This is a genomic window from thiotrophic endosymbiont of Bathymodiolus puteoserpentis (Logatchev) (assembly GCF_900127505.1).
Lineage (GTDB): Bacteria > Pseudomonadota > Gammaproteobacteria > PS1 > Pseudothioglobaceae > Thiodubiliella.
Genome location: NZ_UEXF01000043.1, coordinates 1 through 17,185, shown reverse-complemented (window position 1 = coordinate 17,185; position 17,185 = coordinate 1). Strand labels below are relative to the sequence as shown.

The following is a 17,185-nucleotide window of genomic DNA, read 5'->3' as shown; positions in this document are numbered from 1 at the left end:
ACACTAAGAAGGAACTTAGTTATGTCTGCATTTGAAGGTATTAATCAAGCAAGAGTTATTGCCCCAACTATTCGACAAGAAATTGAAAATTTAAGAAAAGATAAGATTCTAGGTTCATCATTAGAGGCGGAAGTGGATATATATTGTGATGATGAGACTTACGAGAAATTGACAGCACTTGGTAGTGAACTTAGGTTTATTTTTATTACTTCTGATGCTAGAATACATGTACTTAAAGGCAAAACAAACGATTGTGTTGAGGTGTATGTGCATGAAAGTAAAAGTGTAGAAGAAAGAATATTTATAAAGGTTAGCAAATCTGAATATGAAAAATGCGTACGCTGTTGGCATCATCGTGAAGACATTGGCAATAATAATGAGCATCCTGAACTTTGTAGTCGTTGCGTGGAAAATGTCGTGGGTGATGGTGAAGAAAGAAAATTTGCATAATCCATAATGAAAACACTTAATCTTGATTTAGACGAAAAATCTTACCCAATTTATATTGGGCAGAATTTGCTTAACCAAAAAGAATTACTCGCCAATCATATTTTTGGCAAGCAAGTGATGATTGTGACTAACACAACCGTTGCTCCGCTTTATCTTGCCAAGGTGAAGGCCTTGCTTTCCTCTTTTACAGTGGCTGAGGTTATTTTGCCCGATGGTGAAGCGTATAAAACGCTAGACACGCTTAATACAATATTCACAGCGTTATTAGAGGTGCGTTTTGACCGCTCCTCAACGCTGATTGCCTTAGGTGGCGGTGTTATTGGTGATATGACAGGTTTTGCAGCAGCGAGTTATCAGCGCGGTGTGGATTTTATTCAAATTCCAACCACTTTGCTTTCACAAGTTGATTCCAGTGTGGGTGGCAAGACAGGGGTAAATCACGCATTGGGTAAGAATATGATAGGCAGCTTTTATCAGCCAAAATGCGTGGTGATTGATGTCAATACCTTGGACACTTTGGACAACCAACAATACTCAGCAGGGCTGGCTGAAGTGATTAAGTATGGCTTATTAGGTAATGCGGATTTTTTAACTTATCTGCAAAATAAGGTAGACGGCTTAATGGCTAGGGATAAAGGTTTAATCATTGAGGCTGTATATCAATCTTGCTTTGACAAAGCTGATATTGTGGCGCAAGATGAGTTGGAAGCTGGTAAGCGTGCGCTACTCAATTTAGGGCATACCTTTGGGCATGCGATTGAAAATACATTGGGCTATGGTGTTTATCTGCACGGAGAAGCAGTCTCCGTGGGTATGCTAATGGCAGCTAAGTTGTCGGCATTAGAGGGCTTTATCACCGATAAAGAGGTGCAACAAGTTGAGTATTTATTGCAAAAAGTCAATCTACCTATAACTATCAGCAGTAAAATAGACTACCAAGATTTTATGGCTGCAATGAGCGTTGACAAGAAAGCCATTGATGGGGAGATTCGTCTTGTTTTGATGAAAAAAATAGGGCAAGCATTCATTAGTAACGATTATCAGCAACATAATTTAGAGCAAACAATTAAGGATTTTTTATGAGTGATAAAGACATTAAAGAAAATGAAGGTATTAAGAGTGATGCGATTAACGATGATGATGTAATGATCAGTACTAGTATTTCTGACTTGGAAAAAATGCTAGAAAGTGTGGAAGAGCACGCAGACAAACGCACAAATACTAAATTTGAGCGTTTCTTTATGCCTTCGTTAATTGTTTTTAGTTTGTTGGCATTTGGTGGATTTATGATTATTTATTCAATTACACAAGATATGACCAAGTTAGCCAAGGCAATGGACCCTAAAATGGGTGGCAATATGTCTTCTATGGTTGTTAGTATTGATAATTTATCAAAAAATGTCGCACGAATGAGTCAATCAGTTGGGGAAATGCAAAAAGATTTTTCCAGTGTTAGTAAAAACATGATGATTGTTGCCAAAAAACTTGATAATTTAGACAGCATTTCTACCAATATGGCGCAAATCAATGCCAAGATGGGTGCACTTAAGCCAATGTTGGCGAATATGCAAGAAATGAACAACAATATGATTGGTATGCAAAAATCAATGCTATGGATGCAGCGTGATATCTCTACACTGCGCTCTTCTTTTGGCAAGCCAATGAGTGTTTTTAATTCAGTGCCATTTCTATAACAAAATATTGGCATGATTGATAACACCCAACTCAAGCAAATTGCGCATCTGGCCAAACTTAGCATTGATAGCAATGTATTTGATGCAACCATGCAAGATTTAAACAATATTTTGACACTTGCTGAACAATTAGGCGAGATTGATACCGATGATATTACGCCAATGGCGCATCCACTACATATGACTCAGCGCCTTAGAGAAGACAAAGTTACAGAAGAAGACTGGTCAAAGTCTTTCCAGTCAATTGCACCAAAAATTGGCAAACAGCATTATTTGGTGCCAACAGTGATTGAGTAGTATGAGTATTCACAATAAAACGATCGCTGAGCTAGCGCAAGGGCTAAAGAGTAAGGAATTTTCTTCTGTTGAATTAACGCAGAATTATCTGGATAGAATTAATGCCTCAGACCTAAATGCATTTATCACCATAACCGACGAAGCAGCAATAAAACAAGCGCAAGCCGCTGATGAGAAAATTGCCAAAGGTAATGCAGGGCTATTGACAGGTATCCCTTACGCACATAAAGATATCTTTTGTACCAATGGCATAAAAACCTCTGCAGGCTCTAAAATGCTGGATAACTTTATCGCACCTTATGATGCGACTGTTACTCATAAATTTAATCAAGCAGACCTAGTGATGTTGGGTAAAACCAATATGGATGAGTTTGCTATGGGTTCAAGCAATGAAAATTCATTTTATGGCGCGGTTAAAAATCCATGGAACAAAAACAAATCCCCAGGTGGCTCATCAGGCGGCTCTGCTGCTGCGGTTGCTGATCGTTTAGTACCTTTTGCAACGGGTACTGATACAGGCGGCTCTATTCGTCAGCCATCAAGTCTATGCGGTATTACGGGCTTAAAGCCAACTTATGGATGTATCTCTCGTTACGGTATGATTGCTTATGCTTCAAGTCTTGACCAAGCAGGGCCAATAACACAAACAGCCAAAGATGCAGCATTGGTGCTCAATGTGATGGCAGGTTTTGATGAGAAAGACTCTACCAGTGCACAGCGTGATGTTGAGGACTATACGCAGTCACTCGATAATTCTATTAAAGGCCTAACCATTGGCTTACCAAAAGAGTTTTTCTCAGAAGGGCTGGATGATGGCGTTGCTTTTGCAACCATGGCTGCTGTGAAAGAGTTTGAAGCACTGGGCGCCAGTGTCAAAGAAATATCACTCCCCAATTCAAAATACGCCATCCCCACTTATTACATCGTCGCCCCTTGTGAATGCTCATCCAATCTGTCCAGAATGGACGGCGTGCGTTTCGGCCATCGCTGCACCGACCCAACAGACCTAGAAGACCTCTACCTTCGCTCTCGCACCGAAGGCTTCGGCGAAGAAGTCAAACGCCGCATTATGATTGGTACTTACGCACTCTCTGCCGGCTATTATGATGCCTATTATCTTAAAGCACAAAAAACCAGACACCTTATTAGCAATGATTTTAAAGAAGCCTTTAAAAAGGTGGATGTAATTATGGGCCCCGTCAGCCCCACTACCGCATTTGACTTAGGTTCATTCAAGGACCCAGTATCTATGTACTTGGCCGATATTTATACCTTGAGTGCAAACCTTGCAGGTTTGCCAGGGATGAGCATACCAGCAGGTTTTTCGCAGAAACTACCAGTCGGTTTGCAGATGATTGGTGATTACTGGTCTGAGTCAAAACTCCTTAATATCGCCCATCAATTTCAACAGCAAACTGATTGGCATAGTCAAACCCCATAATTATGCTAAATTTAGTTTTTTACAAGGCTAAGGTATAAGAATATGAGTAATAAAGAGCCACATATTGTTAAATTTTCAGGTGGTAGATCGTCGGCAATGATGTTAATGAAGCTACTTGAAGGCAATGAGCTCAAACCAAAAAGAGGCGATGTTGTTATTTTTAACAATACCTCTGCTGAGCATTCTGCTACTTACGAATTCACTCGAAAAATAAAAAAAATAACAGAAAAAAAATACAACATTCCATTCTTTTGGATTGAATATCAAACTTACGAAGACTCAAGTGGTATTTATCAATGGTCAAGAAAACCCACTTATAGATTAACAAATGACCAGCCTTATAGCGAACAAAATAAAAATGGCTATCGTTATAAAGGCGAAGTGTTTGAGGAAATGATATCACTTAGCGGATTTTTACCAAGCATGGTATCTAGAATTTGCACTATATCAATGAAGATTTTTGTCACTAATGCTTTTTTAAGTGATTGGTTCGCACAAAAGCAAAGTATTGAGAGACTAGGACATTATGGAAATACTCCCAAAATGTCTGATGATGATCTTATAAAGACTCACAAAAAGAATGGCGGTGGCGTACCAGACAAAATTTTATTATCTAAAAAAGCGTTTGTTAGAAGTTGTGCGTTTGTCAGAAAGAAGCAATTTTGGCGGGATTACACAAGTGCAAATATTGTGATTGATAATGATATCTTAAAAGGAAGTATTTTAGGTAATAAGGTGCAATTGTATGGCGATTTAGCAGTGGATTATGTATCGGTTCTAGGCATTAGAAGTGATGAGCAAAGGCGAATAACTAAAATTGAAAATAGAATTGATGAGGCTCAAGAAAATCAAGGGAAATCATTATTCAACCAACCTCATGGCGAAAGCATTTACGCTCCATTAGTTGATGATAATACCACTCAAGAGCAAGTAGTAGAGTTTTGGGAGCGACAAAATTTTAATTTAAAATTATCTAACACAGGGCTTTTTTCTAATTGTCTTTATTGTCCATTAAAAAGTAAGGCGAAACTACAGCAAATTGCTACTTTACAGTTAGAGAATAAAATTGATAAAGATACACCAGAGAGCATAGATTGGTGGGTAAATATAGAAAAAAAATACAGTCGTGATTTAGAGGCAGAGCATAGGAATATTGCTAAAGAAAGCACTAAATTTGTGGGTTTTTTTGGCGGTATTAGTAAGTTTGTTTTTGAAGATATTAAAAATAAAGTTGATAGGGGTGAAAAAATTGATCCAGAATTATTAAAGTTAGATAGTGCAATTCCATGTAATTGCACCGATTAAAAAAGGAAGATAAAAAAATGTCAAAATTATATTTTAGTTATGGAAGGGGTGATAGCTTTACTTCTATCAAATTAGCAAATAAAAAAAATGGCTACTCTCACCCAATAAGAGAGTTAATGCAAAATAGTTTAGACGCCTCAAGAGAGGCCAAAAATGATAAATGCATAATTGATATATATATTGAAAAAATCAATAAAGAAGATGTTCCGAATATTATCGATTACGAAGAAGCATTAGACAATTCAATCAGTTCATTAGAATCAAGAGAAGGCTATACATCTGGTAATGAACAGATAGTTGTGAGCATAAAACCCTAATCCAAAAATAGAAATCAAAAAAACACACAAACCCCAACTGGTATAATAATTTCAACCAAAAAACCGCTTCACCCATTGGGTGAAAACACAAAAGACAACCACATCCCTTTTATACACAACCAAACCTTACTGCGTTTATGAAAATTTTAAACTACAAACTGTCCTCTACCAACGAACTTTTAACCGCTCGCATTGGATTACTTGCTACTGCACATACCATTAACACATTGAGTTTGTCTAATACCATTGATCAACACTTCCCAGCCCTTGGTAGCAATTGTGCACTCAAAGCCTCCACTTTTATCAATACCTTGATATTAAGTCAACATGAAGGTGGTCAGTGCTTAGATGATACTACCCACATTGCCAAAGACAAGGCGCTACGCTTAATCACCAATCAAAGCGTGCCAACCCCACAGGCTATTGGCATTTGGCTTCGGCGTTTAGGTGAAGACAACCAAGGAATCAAAGCCTTACAAAAGGTCAATAAAACTGTGCTTAAAGCCACGCTTAATCATTGCAAAAACATCACCCTTGATATTGATGCCAGTGAAGTCATTGCCAATAAAGCTGATGCTCAGTGGACTTATAAGAAACACAAGGGCTATATGCCAATAATAGGACATATCGCCCAAACAGGGCAGATTGTTGCCACTAACTTTAGGGCGGGTAATGTATCACCAGCAAAAGACAACCTTGACTTTATCAAAATCTCTCAAGACGCATTACCTAAAGGCACTAACATCAAAAAACTTAGAATAGACGCAGCAGGCTATCAAGCCAGTATTATTGATTATTGCTTTGAACATGATATTGAATTTAGTATCAGAGCAAAGATATGTCAATCTCTTAAAGATATTTTTGTAGATAAGGACAACCAATGGCAACCTTTGGTTGATAAAAAAGGCAAAGCCATTGATGGGCAAGCCACTTTTAGAATGCGCCATTTTATGGGTAATAATGGCAAAGTCTTTGATTTAGTCGTGCAAAGGAGCTCTGTTACTGGGCAGGTAGAATTAGACTTAGAATTAGACAGCAATAACAGCACCCAAGCCCCTGAACAAATCACCAGTGGACAATATATTTATCGCTCTATCGCCACCAATCTTGAAACTTTGAGTGACAGCAAGGTTATCCATTTTTACAACCAACGAGGTGAAGACAGTGAAAACCGTATCAAAGAATTGAAAAATGATTTTGGTGCAAGACAAATGCCTTGTGGTGATTTTAATGCCAATGCCTTGTATTTTGATATTTGTAGTTTGTCTTACAACTTGTTTGCACTAATGCGTCAAATATTACCCCTTGAATTTGCCAATAAAAGAGCCAAGTATGTGCGCAATCGCTTCTATGCTATCGCCGCTAAAGTACTTCAACATGGCAGACAAGTGATTGTTAAGTGCCAAGCACAATATTATGACTTACTTACTCAGGTGCTAAACAACATCAAAGCGTTTAAGCCGTTGCTATCTTGATTTAAACGAACAACAAAAAAAGCCCTGCCTAAACAAAGGAGGCTTAAGCACACCTGAAAAACCTAAACGATCCAAAATATCGAATAATTTGTGCTGATCTTATCAAATTGGGGGTATTGTTTGTATTTTTATGGATGCAAGACTTGAATGGGGTGGTTTTTTAGGATTTTGATTGGTATTTTTTGGGTTGGGTGGTTCTATTTTTGGATTTGGGATATCCAATGTTGTTTTAATCGGGCAAAGCGCTAAAGAATTAGGTAGCAACATCCACACTGCAAAGGTTACCTATGCCAACTCTATGGAAGCGGCAGTTAATACCGCCAGTATCTTAATTGACAGCGGTGCAATTTTGTTATCCCCAGCTTGTGCGAGTTTTGATATGTTTGATGATTTTGAGCAGCGTGGGTGGGTTTTTAAAATAAATATCAAGGGTGTAACTTAAAATAATTACTCAAGGTTGGTTTTATTTGGGTAAAGTGCGCCTTTTATTTGAACTTTTTATTTTTATGCAGCAATTAACTGATTTAAAAGCCATTCTTCATTCTAAACGCGCCAATATTTATTATTTAGACAAATGCCGAGTCATGCAAAAAGATGGGCGTGTTTTATATCTCACGGAAGAACAAGATAACAAACAATATTGGAATATTCCTATTGCCAATACCACTTGTATTTTACTTGGTGGTGGCACTTCAATCACTCAAGCAGCGATGAGAATGCTCGCTCAAGCAGGAGTTTTAGTTGGTTTTAGTGGCTCTGGTGGTACGCCACTACTCATGGCAACGCAAATTGAATGGCTTACACCACAAAGTGAATATCGTCCTACCGAATATGTGCAAGCGTGGATGGGATTTTGGTTTGACGAAGGCAAACGATTAATTTTTGCTAAAACCATTCAAACCAAACGCATTGATTTTTTAAACAAAATCTGGGGTAAAGACAAAGATTTAAAAATCGAAGGTATCACACCTAATACAAAATTATTGGATGATTTCAAGCAAAAAATTATCAACGCCAATAGTGTTAACAAACTCCTAACCGATGAAATGTTGCTTACTAAGGCTCTTTACAGGCAAGCTGCAACGGCCACCAAAACCATAAAATTCACTAGGCAACATGACAGCACAGATTTGGCTAATGATTTTCTTAATCATGGTAATTATTTGGCCTATGGACTGGCTGCTACCACCCTTTGGGTGCTTGGCATTCCACACGGTTTTGCGCTTATGCACGGTAAAACTCGCCGAGGTGCTTTGGTGTTTGATATTGCTGATTTGGTTAAAGATGCACTTATTTTACCGTGGGCATTTATTGGCGCCAAAGAGCAAATGAGCGATGTAGAATTTCGCGCTCAATGTTTGCAAAACTTCACCAAACATAAGGCGCTAGACTTTATGTTTAATACCATCAAAGAGATTTGCGCCGAGGTTGAAAAGGATAAAAAATGCTAGTAACTTTCATCAGTGAGTGTGAGAAAAAAGCCCTTAGTAGAACAAGACGAGTATTGGACGCTTTTGCTAACCGTATCGGCAATAACACTTGGCAAACCCCCATTACCGAAGAAGGCTTAGATGCGGTTAAAAGACTTTTACGAAAAACTGCCAGCAAAAATACTGCCGTTAGTTGTCATCAACTAAAATCAAGAATTAGAATAGAATTACTGTGGGTGGTGGGAAATCGAAACAAGTTTAATAACGAGGGATTTGTGGCGGTAAACTATACCGAGGCGGATAAATTTATAGGAGAAATAGACATGAGTGAAATATACGCAAATACAAAAAAGCAACCATTAGATCAACACTTATTTGTAGTTGGTGTGGTGGCAAAAGAAATAATGAAAACTTTTTGCACGGATAATCAGTTGCAAAAAGCGGCTTTAAGTGCAGGGTTTTGGCATGATATTGGTAAGTTAGAAATGCATTTTCAAGACTGGCTAAATAAAGAATTAAAAAAGAAAAATTTAATTGCTGAACTACCAGAAAATGGTGTGCATATTGAAAATGGAAAATTTTCATGGGAAAAATATCCAACCCATAATGAAGTGTCAACGCTAATTTATGAACTATTGGCTGATGATTCTAGTTTAGGAGAGGGGGAGAAAAAGGCAGTCAAGCACGCTATTTATTGGCATCATGCCAAGCCTATTCGCAAAAGCGAAATATCAAGTCTTAATCAAGTTTCGGAAAAATTAAGAGACAATGATTTAAAAGAATTACTTACTAAAAGTAAAATTATAATGATAAGTGTTGACAATTTAATGAGTGAGTATTTTGATGAAAAAATCATTAAAACTAAATCAACGTCAAATTACGAAAATGAAATTGATGGCATTAAATTACCCGAATACAAAATCTATGAAACTTCAGAAAGAATAGACAAATATCAAAAACAAATTAAGAAAAATGCCAAAGAAAATTTAATTCGTACTGCTGTTATTTCAGCGGATAGAATAGTTTCAGCGTTAAGTTGTGATGAACTGAAAAGTTATATTGATGATAAAAAACTAGAAGATTTTGCCAATAAACAACTGATACAAGAACGAGGATTAAACCAGCATATTAAAGCCTGCCTTGGTGGTTTTGAGGCTAAATATCCTGATAGCGAAAGAAACAAACGGCAAACAAAGGCCGCCTATGATTTAGCGGGTAAGGAAAAAAATATTGCTGTGTTAAGTGGCCCAGCAGGGTGTGGTAAAACAAAAATAGCATTAGAATGGGCGTTAAAGACTTCTGCTAAACAAATTATTTGGGTTTGCCCTAGGGTGGCTATTTGCCAAAGTTTATTTAACGATTTAAGTAGTGAGGCATATTTACCGAATGCCATTATTGAAATCCACACAGGAGAATTTAAGTTCACTAATAAAAAGAGCGAACCGCCTGAGAGCGAATATTTTTCGGGCGATATTGTGTTAACCACCATTGACCAGATTATTAACAGTATTACCACACATAGAAATATCAGCACGCTGACCAGATTTATGAATGCTACGGTAGTGTTTGATGAGTTTCACGAATATATTCCGATGGCAGGCTTTAATATCTTATTCGCTGAATTGATAGAATGCAAAAAACTCCAACAAAGTGAAGAGGCGATGCCTAATACGCTTTTAGTGTCTGCTACGCCAAATTATTATTTTGTTAAAGATTTCTTAGGCATAGTCACAGAGGATATTATCGGTATAGATAGTTTTAATGATAAATCTTATCAAATTGAATTTGTAGATTATGACGAAGCTATCAAAGATGAAACTAATCCGTCTTATAAAAAAGTTGATAAAAACACCTTTGTGATCAGCAATACTGCCACAACGGCACAAAAAAGTTTTATCGAAAATCAAAAAAATGAAAATAGTCTTTTAACCCATGCTAGATTTACCCCAGACGACCGCAAAGATATTTTCGCCAAAGTGTTTGAATCTTTTTCAGAAGACGGCATACATAAATTTGATATTTTGCGTAGTGGTCCTGTGATTCAAGCAGCACTTAATATTAGTTGCAAAAATATGATTAGTGAAGTTGATATTGCAGAAAACATTTTGCAACGCTTAGGTAGGCTTAATCGTTTTGCAAAATATGACATGGCTACTTTAACAATTGCAGTAACTGATGGCATTAAAAATGGTATACAAACAGGAAAATCGGCAAAATTTTTAGGGCGTAATCGTCAATTGAAAAGTGTCAAAGTTTGGTATGAATTTTTAAGCAATAAACTAGAAAATAACAAAAATATTACCATTAACAACTTGTATAAATGGTATCAAGAATTCTACGAAGATACTGCTTGTTTGGCAACGATAAAGCAAGATTTTATCGCATTATTAAAAGATAGTGTGCATGTTATTTGTAAAAATATTTTTGAGCCAAAGCGGCTTAAATTATCCAAAAACAGCACGATAAAACTTAAAAAATATTCACTTAGGGGTGATAGTAGATTTGTGCAAATGGCAGTTTACGATGTGGAAAATAGGAAGGTTTTGGATGAATACTTGCCAGAAGCAATAACTTTGGGTGTTAATGAGATTTCAAATTATGATGAAGATGAGAGTGCTTTGAAGTTTATGGGTAAAAAGCATCACAATATCAAAGTAGATGATAATCAAAAATACGGCGTTACCGAGACGACAAGGCTTAAAACAAGATTGTATCTTAAAAATTCAAGAGACCCTGAAACACCTATTTATGTGAGTTATACACCAAATGATTTGGATATAGTAAAAACAGAGGCAAGCGACGAGGCAATTTATTATTTAAAAGGCATCAATCAAGCTATTGGCGTTATGTCTATTTCAAAATTACAAGACAATGAGTGATAAAGCGCCGCCTATGTGGCGGTAAATGACAAAATTAATTTAATTTTTCCAAGCTGCTTATGTAACAGAAAGATAATTTTAAGCAATTTTTCATGATATTGTTTTAATAATTTGACAAAATTAATTTAATTGGTATAAAATAATAATCGTGTTCATTTGAAAGCACATAATTTAGGAGAAAAAATATGAAAAATATAGAAGGTATAAAAAGCGTTGATTTTGAAATTACCGCATTAGGGCATGGTGTTGTAAATTGGAATGGACCAACTCAACTAAGCAATGAAGGAAAAGTGGTGGACAATCACACCTTGCCAAAGTTACGAGGTTATACCAACCTTACGGGACGAATCAAAGAAGAAACGGGTTACAAATATAAAAAAGAAGCAACAGATATGGATTTTACAAAAACTCCGTTATATATTAGTCAAAATTGCATTCGCCATCATTTGTTTAGAGATCAGGCGTTTGATTTACACTTTGCTAAAGAAAAAGACTTAACCCCTGTTCTCGCTTCAATTACAGGTTTAATGCGTGGTTTTGTGGTGCCATCTAGCCAGTGTAAAAGAACCAGTCCGCTTTTGATTGAAGATTTTGTTGATGAATTGGGCAATGGTAATTTTGATCAATTTGGACAAGCGGGAGAGCGAGACAGTTCTTCATTTTTCTCAAAAACCACTTTTGGCGACACAAAATATACGGCTTATGGTTCAATCAGTATTGAGCAATTGCAATTTATTTCGCTGGATAATAAATTTGATCGTGCGGCTATGATTATCAAAGAGGATCAAGGTGAAAAGGTGGCAGAGCAAGTGCAAGAATTTATTCAAAGAATTAAAGAACAACAACAATTAAAGGATTTAAATCCTAAAGCGGTTTTTCATCCAAACTATGTGCGTGGTGGTACAATTTTTGAAGAAGGTGAACAGGGTATTTTATTAAACCAAGATGCGATTCAAATTTTAGTTAATGAAACTTTGGAAATGTTGAAAAATTTAAACATTCGTCAAGCTAAAGGTTATATGTATGTAGATAAGTTAGAGGTGGATTATAACGATAGTACTAAAATGATGAGAGTTAAAAGAGGTGATAGTACCAATCCTGAAAAAGATAAAGAATTTGCTATTTATTTTTACGCTAAAGATTAATCAGGAGAGTTTATGAGAATTACCATAGAATATGATTCTTGTTGGCGCAATTCATTTTTGGATGGCAACAACAATGAACCACTTCCAAAGAAAGGTAGAAAATATATCGCCTCTATTACCAGCCTTAAAAATGATAAAAACTTCATTAAGAGGGGGGTGAGCAAAGATACGGTAATGGGTGTGTTAAATCGTTTGATTGGCGACCAAAGAAAGTTGTATCAATCAAGGCAAGGTAAAAATTATTATTTTGCCGATATTGAGGCAAAAGTTGATTTTAATGATAAAAATCCGCAACTCACACAAGAAATGACATATCTTAGAAATATATCAGGCAGCACTGATCAAAACTCTTTTACAGGAGCAATCAAGTCAAACGATGCTATGTTTAATTCAGATTATTCATCAGAATTTTGGGGTATTTTGGCGTTAAATATTGATGAATTGATTAATTTTATTGTGAATGATAAATTGATAGTAAAGGCGATAACCCTTAATCCAATTTCTGTAATATTTAAATTAGAGTCTTTAAACAAAGAAAAGTCACTTGCTAGAAATTCTGATTTAGAGGAAGTACTTAATGTGTTTACAGAAAAATTTGGCGATATAAAATACTTTAATATAAAAGATGAAGTTGTAGTAATTAGTTTATACGCCTCCGCTTTATATTTGCAGCTAGAAAGGCTATCAAAGAAATACGATATGGCTAGTGCAAAAACTAAAGTTGGCGGCATTAGTGGTATTTCAAAACGAGGATTTACCAAAAAAGATTTTATGGATAAATTTACTACAGGTGCAAAAAAGAAAATATGGGGTAACCCTTATATTCATGAAACTTTTGTAAAAGGAGAGGGTAAAAACAAAAACTTAATGACAAAAGCCAATGGAAATTTAGATATTATTTTAGATATACCCAAAGACAAAGCCAAAGAAATACGCACGATGATTAATAACGCTGGGGTTTCAAGTTTTTATTTAGGCAAAAAAGGCTTGGCTTTTGTAAATGATATTAATATTAGCGAGGTAATAAAATGAACTATTATGTTGAAATAAGAATCAAGCCAGATGCTGAAATGCAAGAAAATTTACTTTTAAACAAATTTTACACCAAACTACACAAAGCTATCTTTGAGCTAAACGCCAGCGACATTGGTGTGAGTTTTTCTCAAGTCAAAGAGAGGTTAGGTTGCGTTATCCGTATCCATTCCACTAAAGAAAGATTAAAAGAATTGCAAAATCTTAATTGGCTAGGTGGTTTGTCGGGCTATTGTGCTGTGGGCGATATTTTACCTGTGCCTGATAAAGTGAATGGACATCAAACCATTTCTCGTATTCGCCAAACAATGAGTGATGCTAAACTTAAAAAACGCATTGAATACCAACAAGAAAAAGGTGTTTTAAAAACTGATGATGAAGTAAGGGCATATATTAAGCAGTATAAAAATAAAATGTTTGTAACAAGTTTGGGCAATCCGTATTTAGAATTACAAAGCACCTCAACGGGTAGTAAATATCGTTTGTATATTCAGTTTGGCGAGTTACAACAACAGGCAGTGATTGGAGAATTTAATCATTTTGGATTGAGTAAGACGGCAACTATCCCTGTTTTTTGAATTCTTATGTGTTTATTTTTGATAAAATACCCTTGTTTTTTATCTTATTAAGTGTTTAAATAACCTTGTATTTTATCAATAATTACTTATAAAATGTTTAGAAATAGATTAATAGACTTGCAACATTGGTCGCAAGATTTGCAAAGAAAACCACTGATTATCAGAGGTGCTAGGCAAGTGGGGAAAAGTACATTGGTATCGTTGTTTGCTAAGCAGCAAGAGTTTGATTTATTGCTACTTAATTTTGAGAGAAATCCAGAATATGCTGAGTTTTTTGTCAGCAATGATCCGATTAAAATCATTCAATTATTAGAGCTTGGACTAAATCGTGATATTATTATTGGTAAGACTTTATTATTTTTGGATGAAATTCAAGCCACGCCAAAAGTATTGGCAGTGTTGCGTTATTTTTATGAAGAATTGCCAAAATTGCATATTATTGTAGCAGGATCGTTGTTGGATTTTGCATTGTATTTTCCGACCTATTCTATGCCAGTTGGCAGAATTAGTTATATGTATTTACAACCCATGGGCTTTGTTGAGTTTTTATTGGCAATTAAAAAAAACAAGCTAGCCGATTATTTGAAAAATTGGCGTTTAGGTGTAGAAATTCCTAATGCATTGCATCAATCATTGATGTCGGCTTTTAAAGAATTTATGATAGTAGGCGGTATGCCTGAGGCGGTTAAAACTTATGCTAAGACAGCAAGTTTGAAGCAAACTGAGTTGGTAAAACAAGATTTGCTTGCCACTTTTCAGGATGATTTTTCAAAATATACACAATCAAATAACACCATTTTACTGAGAAAAATATTTAGCACCATTCCGACTATCGTTGGTAATAAAATTAAATACTCGTCTTTATCTAAAGACCATCGTGCTACAGAAGTTGCAAAAATGATTGATTTATTGGTTAGTGCACGAATAGCCAGTAAAGTCGTTCATAGTAGTGCCAATGGTGTGCCATTAGCTGCAGAAGCAAAGCATAAGTTTTATAAATTAATTTTCTTGGATGTTGGGTTAATATCAAGTGTGTTAAATCTAGATTATCAAGCATTTATTAATACAGATATTATGATGGTAAATGCTGGAATGTTGGCAGAACAATGGGTTGGTCAGGCGTTAGTTACTAGTCAGGATTACTATAAATCGCCTGAATTACATTATTGGATACGAGAAAAAAAATCAAGTTCAGCAGAGATTGATTATGTTATTGCGTGCTCTAAGTATATTGTGCCAATTGAGGTAAAAGCAGGCAAAACAGGTAGCCTTAAATCATTGCATTTATTTATGCAAGAAAAAAAACCCCAATTCGCTATTCGTTTAAACACTCAGCCACCTAACATTTTAAATAAACCTAATATCATATCACTGCCTCTTTATTTAGCCGAACAAATTTGGTGTCTATGTCTAGATGAAGTAGTTGTATAATTTTTTAACCATTAGTTGGTTTCTCTTTAAAAATTATTTATAAATCAATAAGTTATAATAATGATAAAAAGCATTGGTATTTTGATGGTTTTTGTTTTAAGTTATTGTTGCAGTTTATTTTTTTGCGTTTAAAATACTATTCACCGCCACACAGGTGGCTTAGAAATATTAAAAATGGCATATATGTCAAACCTCCGAATTCACCGCCACACAGGTGGCTTAGAAATTTTGCAGTCGACAACTTTTTTAAAGATAGCGATTCACCGCCACACAGGTGGCTTAGAAAGTCGTTCCTTGCATTTTTATTTTGTTATTTTCATTCACCGCCACACAGGTGGCTTAGAAATAATAAAAAAAACCCCCAAAACCCCAAAACCCATTCACCGCCACACAGGTGGCTTAGAAAGCTAGCTCATAAAAATATTTGGAAAGGTGAGTATTCACCGCCACACAGGTGGCTTAGAAATGTCTGGAGCATTAAATCCATAATCAGACTTAATTCACCGCCACACAGGTGGCTTAGAAAATTGACTGTTAAAAATTGCGCGTCTAACTGTGATTCACCGCCACACAGGTGGCTTAGAAATTTCATTTCAGGGCAGTCGACACCGTGTAGACATTCACCGCCACACAGGTGGCTTAGAAATATCAGAGCAGGAATATTTTATCAAAGACCAAATTCACCGCCACACAGGTGGCTTAGAAATCTACAGCGATATACGACACAGGAAAAACTCGATTCACCGCCACACAGGTGGCTTAGAAATCGGCAACAATGATACTGTCGCCCTTTTCGCAATTCACCGCCACACAGGTGGCTTAGAAATAGAGACCAAGACTGGCATAAGAACGGCTTAGATTCACCGCCACACAGGTGGCTTAGAAATGTATATTGAATTGCCCTAATTTTTTCTGTTAATTCACCGCCACACAGGTGGCTTAGAAAAAAGCCACTTCTTCTTGTTCGTGACTAAGAAAATTCACCGCCACACAGGTGGCTTAGAAATTTTAAAACTGGCACACCGTCAATGTCTGAATATTCACCGCCACACAGGTGGCTTAGAAAATATAAATCATTCATTATTTCACAACTGGTTTATTCACCGCCACACAGGTGGCTTAGAAAAAATAAGGTATTTATTATGCTTCCTACTTTTTATTCACCGCCACACAGGTGGCTTAGAAAAGTGGTTGATGATGTCTCTGTGGGTTAGTTGTATTCACCGCCACACAGGTGGCTTAGAAACACACAGTTGTATCAAGTGGGCAACTGTGTGATTCACCGCCACACAGGTGGCTTAGAAATGCTGATGAAGACATACCTTATTAAATTATGGATTCACCGCCACACAGGTGGCTTAGAAAATTTAACAGAGGCACCAACAGTAACCATTTCGATTCACCGCCACACAGGTGGCTTAGAAAATTTATTATTTAAAAGACTGAATGTTCTCAATATTCACCGCCACACAGGTGGCTTAGAAAATATAAATCATTCATTATTTCACAACTGGTTTATTCACCGCCACACAGGTGGCTTAGAAATTTTATTTGTTTAGTATTACATTTGCGTTTTTATTCACCGCCACACAGGTGGCTTAGAAAAGCAAATATATCACAAAACACTTTATCTGTTAATTCACCGCCACACAGGTGGCTTAGAAATCATGGTCTTGTTTTGATACAAAGGTTCGTTCATTCACCGCCACAC

The 17,185-nt window shown here is 36.2% G+C and carries 15 protein-coding genes and 1 CRISPR repeat array; all 15 genes read left to right on the top strand.

Annotation, left to right across the window (positions count from 1 at the left end):
• The coding region (locus BHECKSOX2_RS06405) for a zinc finger domain-containing protein (RefSeq protein WP_280953240.1) at nt 1-450 on the top strand (450 nt) is incomplete at its 5' end.
• Nucleotides 451-456: 6 nt separating this feature from the next.
• Nucleotides 457-1,533, top strand: coding sequence for a 3-dehydroquinate synthase (aroB, locus tag BHECKSOX2_RS06400; protein ID WP_139682933.1), 1,077 nt, complete (start codon nt 457-459; stop codon nt 1,531-1,533).
• Nucleotides 1,530-2,144 carry a hypothetical protein gene (locus tag BHECKSOX2_RS06395; RefSeq protein ID WP_090718407.1) on the top strand — a complete coding sequence of 205 codons (615 nt, stop codon included), beginning with the start codon at nt 1,530-1,532 and terminating at the stop codon, nt 2,142-2,144. Before aroB ends, BHECKSOX2_RS06395 begins: the two co-directional genes overlap by 4 nt.
• 12 nt (nt 2,145-2,156) lie before the next feature.
• Nucleotides 2,157-2,441, top strand: a complete 285-nt coding sequence (gatC, locus tag BHECKSOX2_RS06390) for an Asp-tRNA(Asn)/Glu-tRNA(Gln) amidotransferase subunit GatC (RefSeq protein WP_139682932.1) — start codon at nt 2,157-2,159, stop codon at nt 2,439-2,441.
• A gap of 7 nt (nt 2,442-2,448) precedes the next feature.
• Entirely contained in the window at nt 2,449-3,882 is a 1,434-nt protein-coding gene (gatA, locus tag BHECKSOX2_RS06385; protein WP_139682946.1) for an Asp-tRNA(Asn)/Glu-tRNA(Gln) amidotransferase subunit GatA, read from the top strand.
• Between the two features lie 42 nt (nt 3,883-3,924).
• Nucleotides 3,925-5,187, top strand: coding sequence for an adenine nucleotide alpha hydrolase family protein (locus BHECKSOX2_RS06380; protein WP_139682931.1), 1,263 nt, complete (start codon nt 3,925-3,927; stop codon nt 5,185-5,187).
• Between the two features lie 17 nt (nt 5,188-5,204).
• Nucleotides 5,205-5,504: a hypothetical protein gene (locus BHECKSOX2_RS06375; RefSeq protein WP_139682930.1), complete on the top strand. Its 300-nt coding sequence runs from the start codon at nt 5,205-5,207 to the stop codon at nt 5,502-5,504.
• Nucleotides 5,505-5,641: 137 nt separating this feature from the next.
• Nucleotides 5,642-6,979 (top strand): IS1380 family transposase, encoded by a 1,338-nt coding sequence (locus tag BHECKSOX2_RS06370; protein WP_139682100.1) that lies wholly within the window; start codon nt 5,642-5,644, stop codon nt 6,977-6,979.
• A 172-nt stretch (nt 6,980-7,151) separates the two neighbouring features.
• The gene (locus tag BHECKSOX2_RS06365; protein ID WP_218973229.1) at nt 7,152-7,421 is read left to right on the top strand and encodes a hypothetical protein; all 270 of its coding nucleotides are present in this window, start codon (nt 7,152-7,154) and stop codon (nt 7,419-7,421) included.
• Between the two features lie 64 nt (nt 7,422-7,485).
• The gene (cas1f, locus tag BHECKSOX2_RS06360; RefSeq protein ID WP_139682928.1) at nt 7,486-8,430 is read left to right on the top strand and encodes a type I-F CRISPR-associated endonuclease Cas1f; all 945 of its coding nucleotides are present in this window, start codon (nt 7,486-7,488) and stop codon (nt 8,428-8,430) included.
• On the top strand, nt 8,424-11,288 hold the full coding sequence (locus tag BHECKSOX2_RS06355; protein WP_139682927.1) for a CRISPR-associated endonuclease Cas3'': 2,865 nt from the start codon (nt 8,424-8,426) through the stop codon (nt 11,286-11,288). The genes cas1f and BHECKSOX2_RS06355 overlap by 7 nt, the downstream gene beginning before the upstream one ends.
• Before the next feature lie 185 nt (nt 11,289-11,473).
• On the top strand, nt 11,474-12,433 hold the full coding sequence (cas7fv, locus tag BHECKSOX2_RS06350) for a type I-Fv CRISPR-associated protein Cas7fv (protein WP_139682926.1): 960 nt from the start codon (nt 11,474-11,476) through the stop codon (nt 12,431-12,433).
• A gap of 12 nt (nt 12,434-12,445) precedes the next feature.
• The gene (gene cas5fv, locus BHECKSOX2_RS06345) at nt 12,446-13,465 is read left to right on the top strand and encodes a type I-Fv CRISPR-associated protein Cas5fv (RefSeq protein ID WP_139682925.1); all 1,020 of its coding nucleotides are present in this window, start codon (nt 12,446-12,448) and stop codon (nt 13,463-13,465) included.
• Complete coding sequence (cas6f, locus tag BHECKSOX2_RS06340) at nt 13,462-14,043, top strand: type I-F CRISPR-associated endoribonuclease Cas6/Csy4 (RefSeq protein ID WP_139682924.1); 582 nt, start codon at nt 13,462-13,464, stop codon at nt 14,041-14,043. The genes cas5fv and cas6f overlap by 4 nt, the downstream gene beginning before the upstream one ends.
• 93 nt (nt 14,044-14,136) lie before the next feature.
• On the top strand, nt 14,137-15,474 hold the full coding sequence (locus BHECKSOX2_RS06335; RefSeq protein WP_139682923.1) for an ATP-binding protein: 1,338 nt from the start codon (nt 14,137-14,139) through the stop codon (nt 15,472-15,474).
• Between the two features lie 138 nt (nt 15,475-15,612).
• Nucleotides 15,613-17,139: a CRISPR direct-repeat array (repeat unit 28 nt; unit sequence ATTCACCGCCACACAGGTGGCTTAGAAA).
• Nucleotides 17,140-17,185 lie beyond the last annotated feature (46 nt).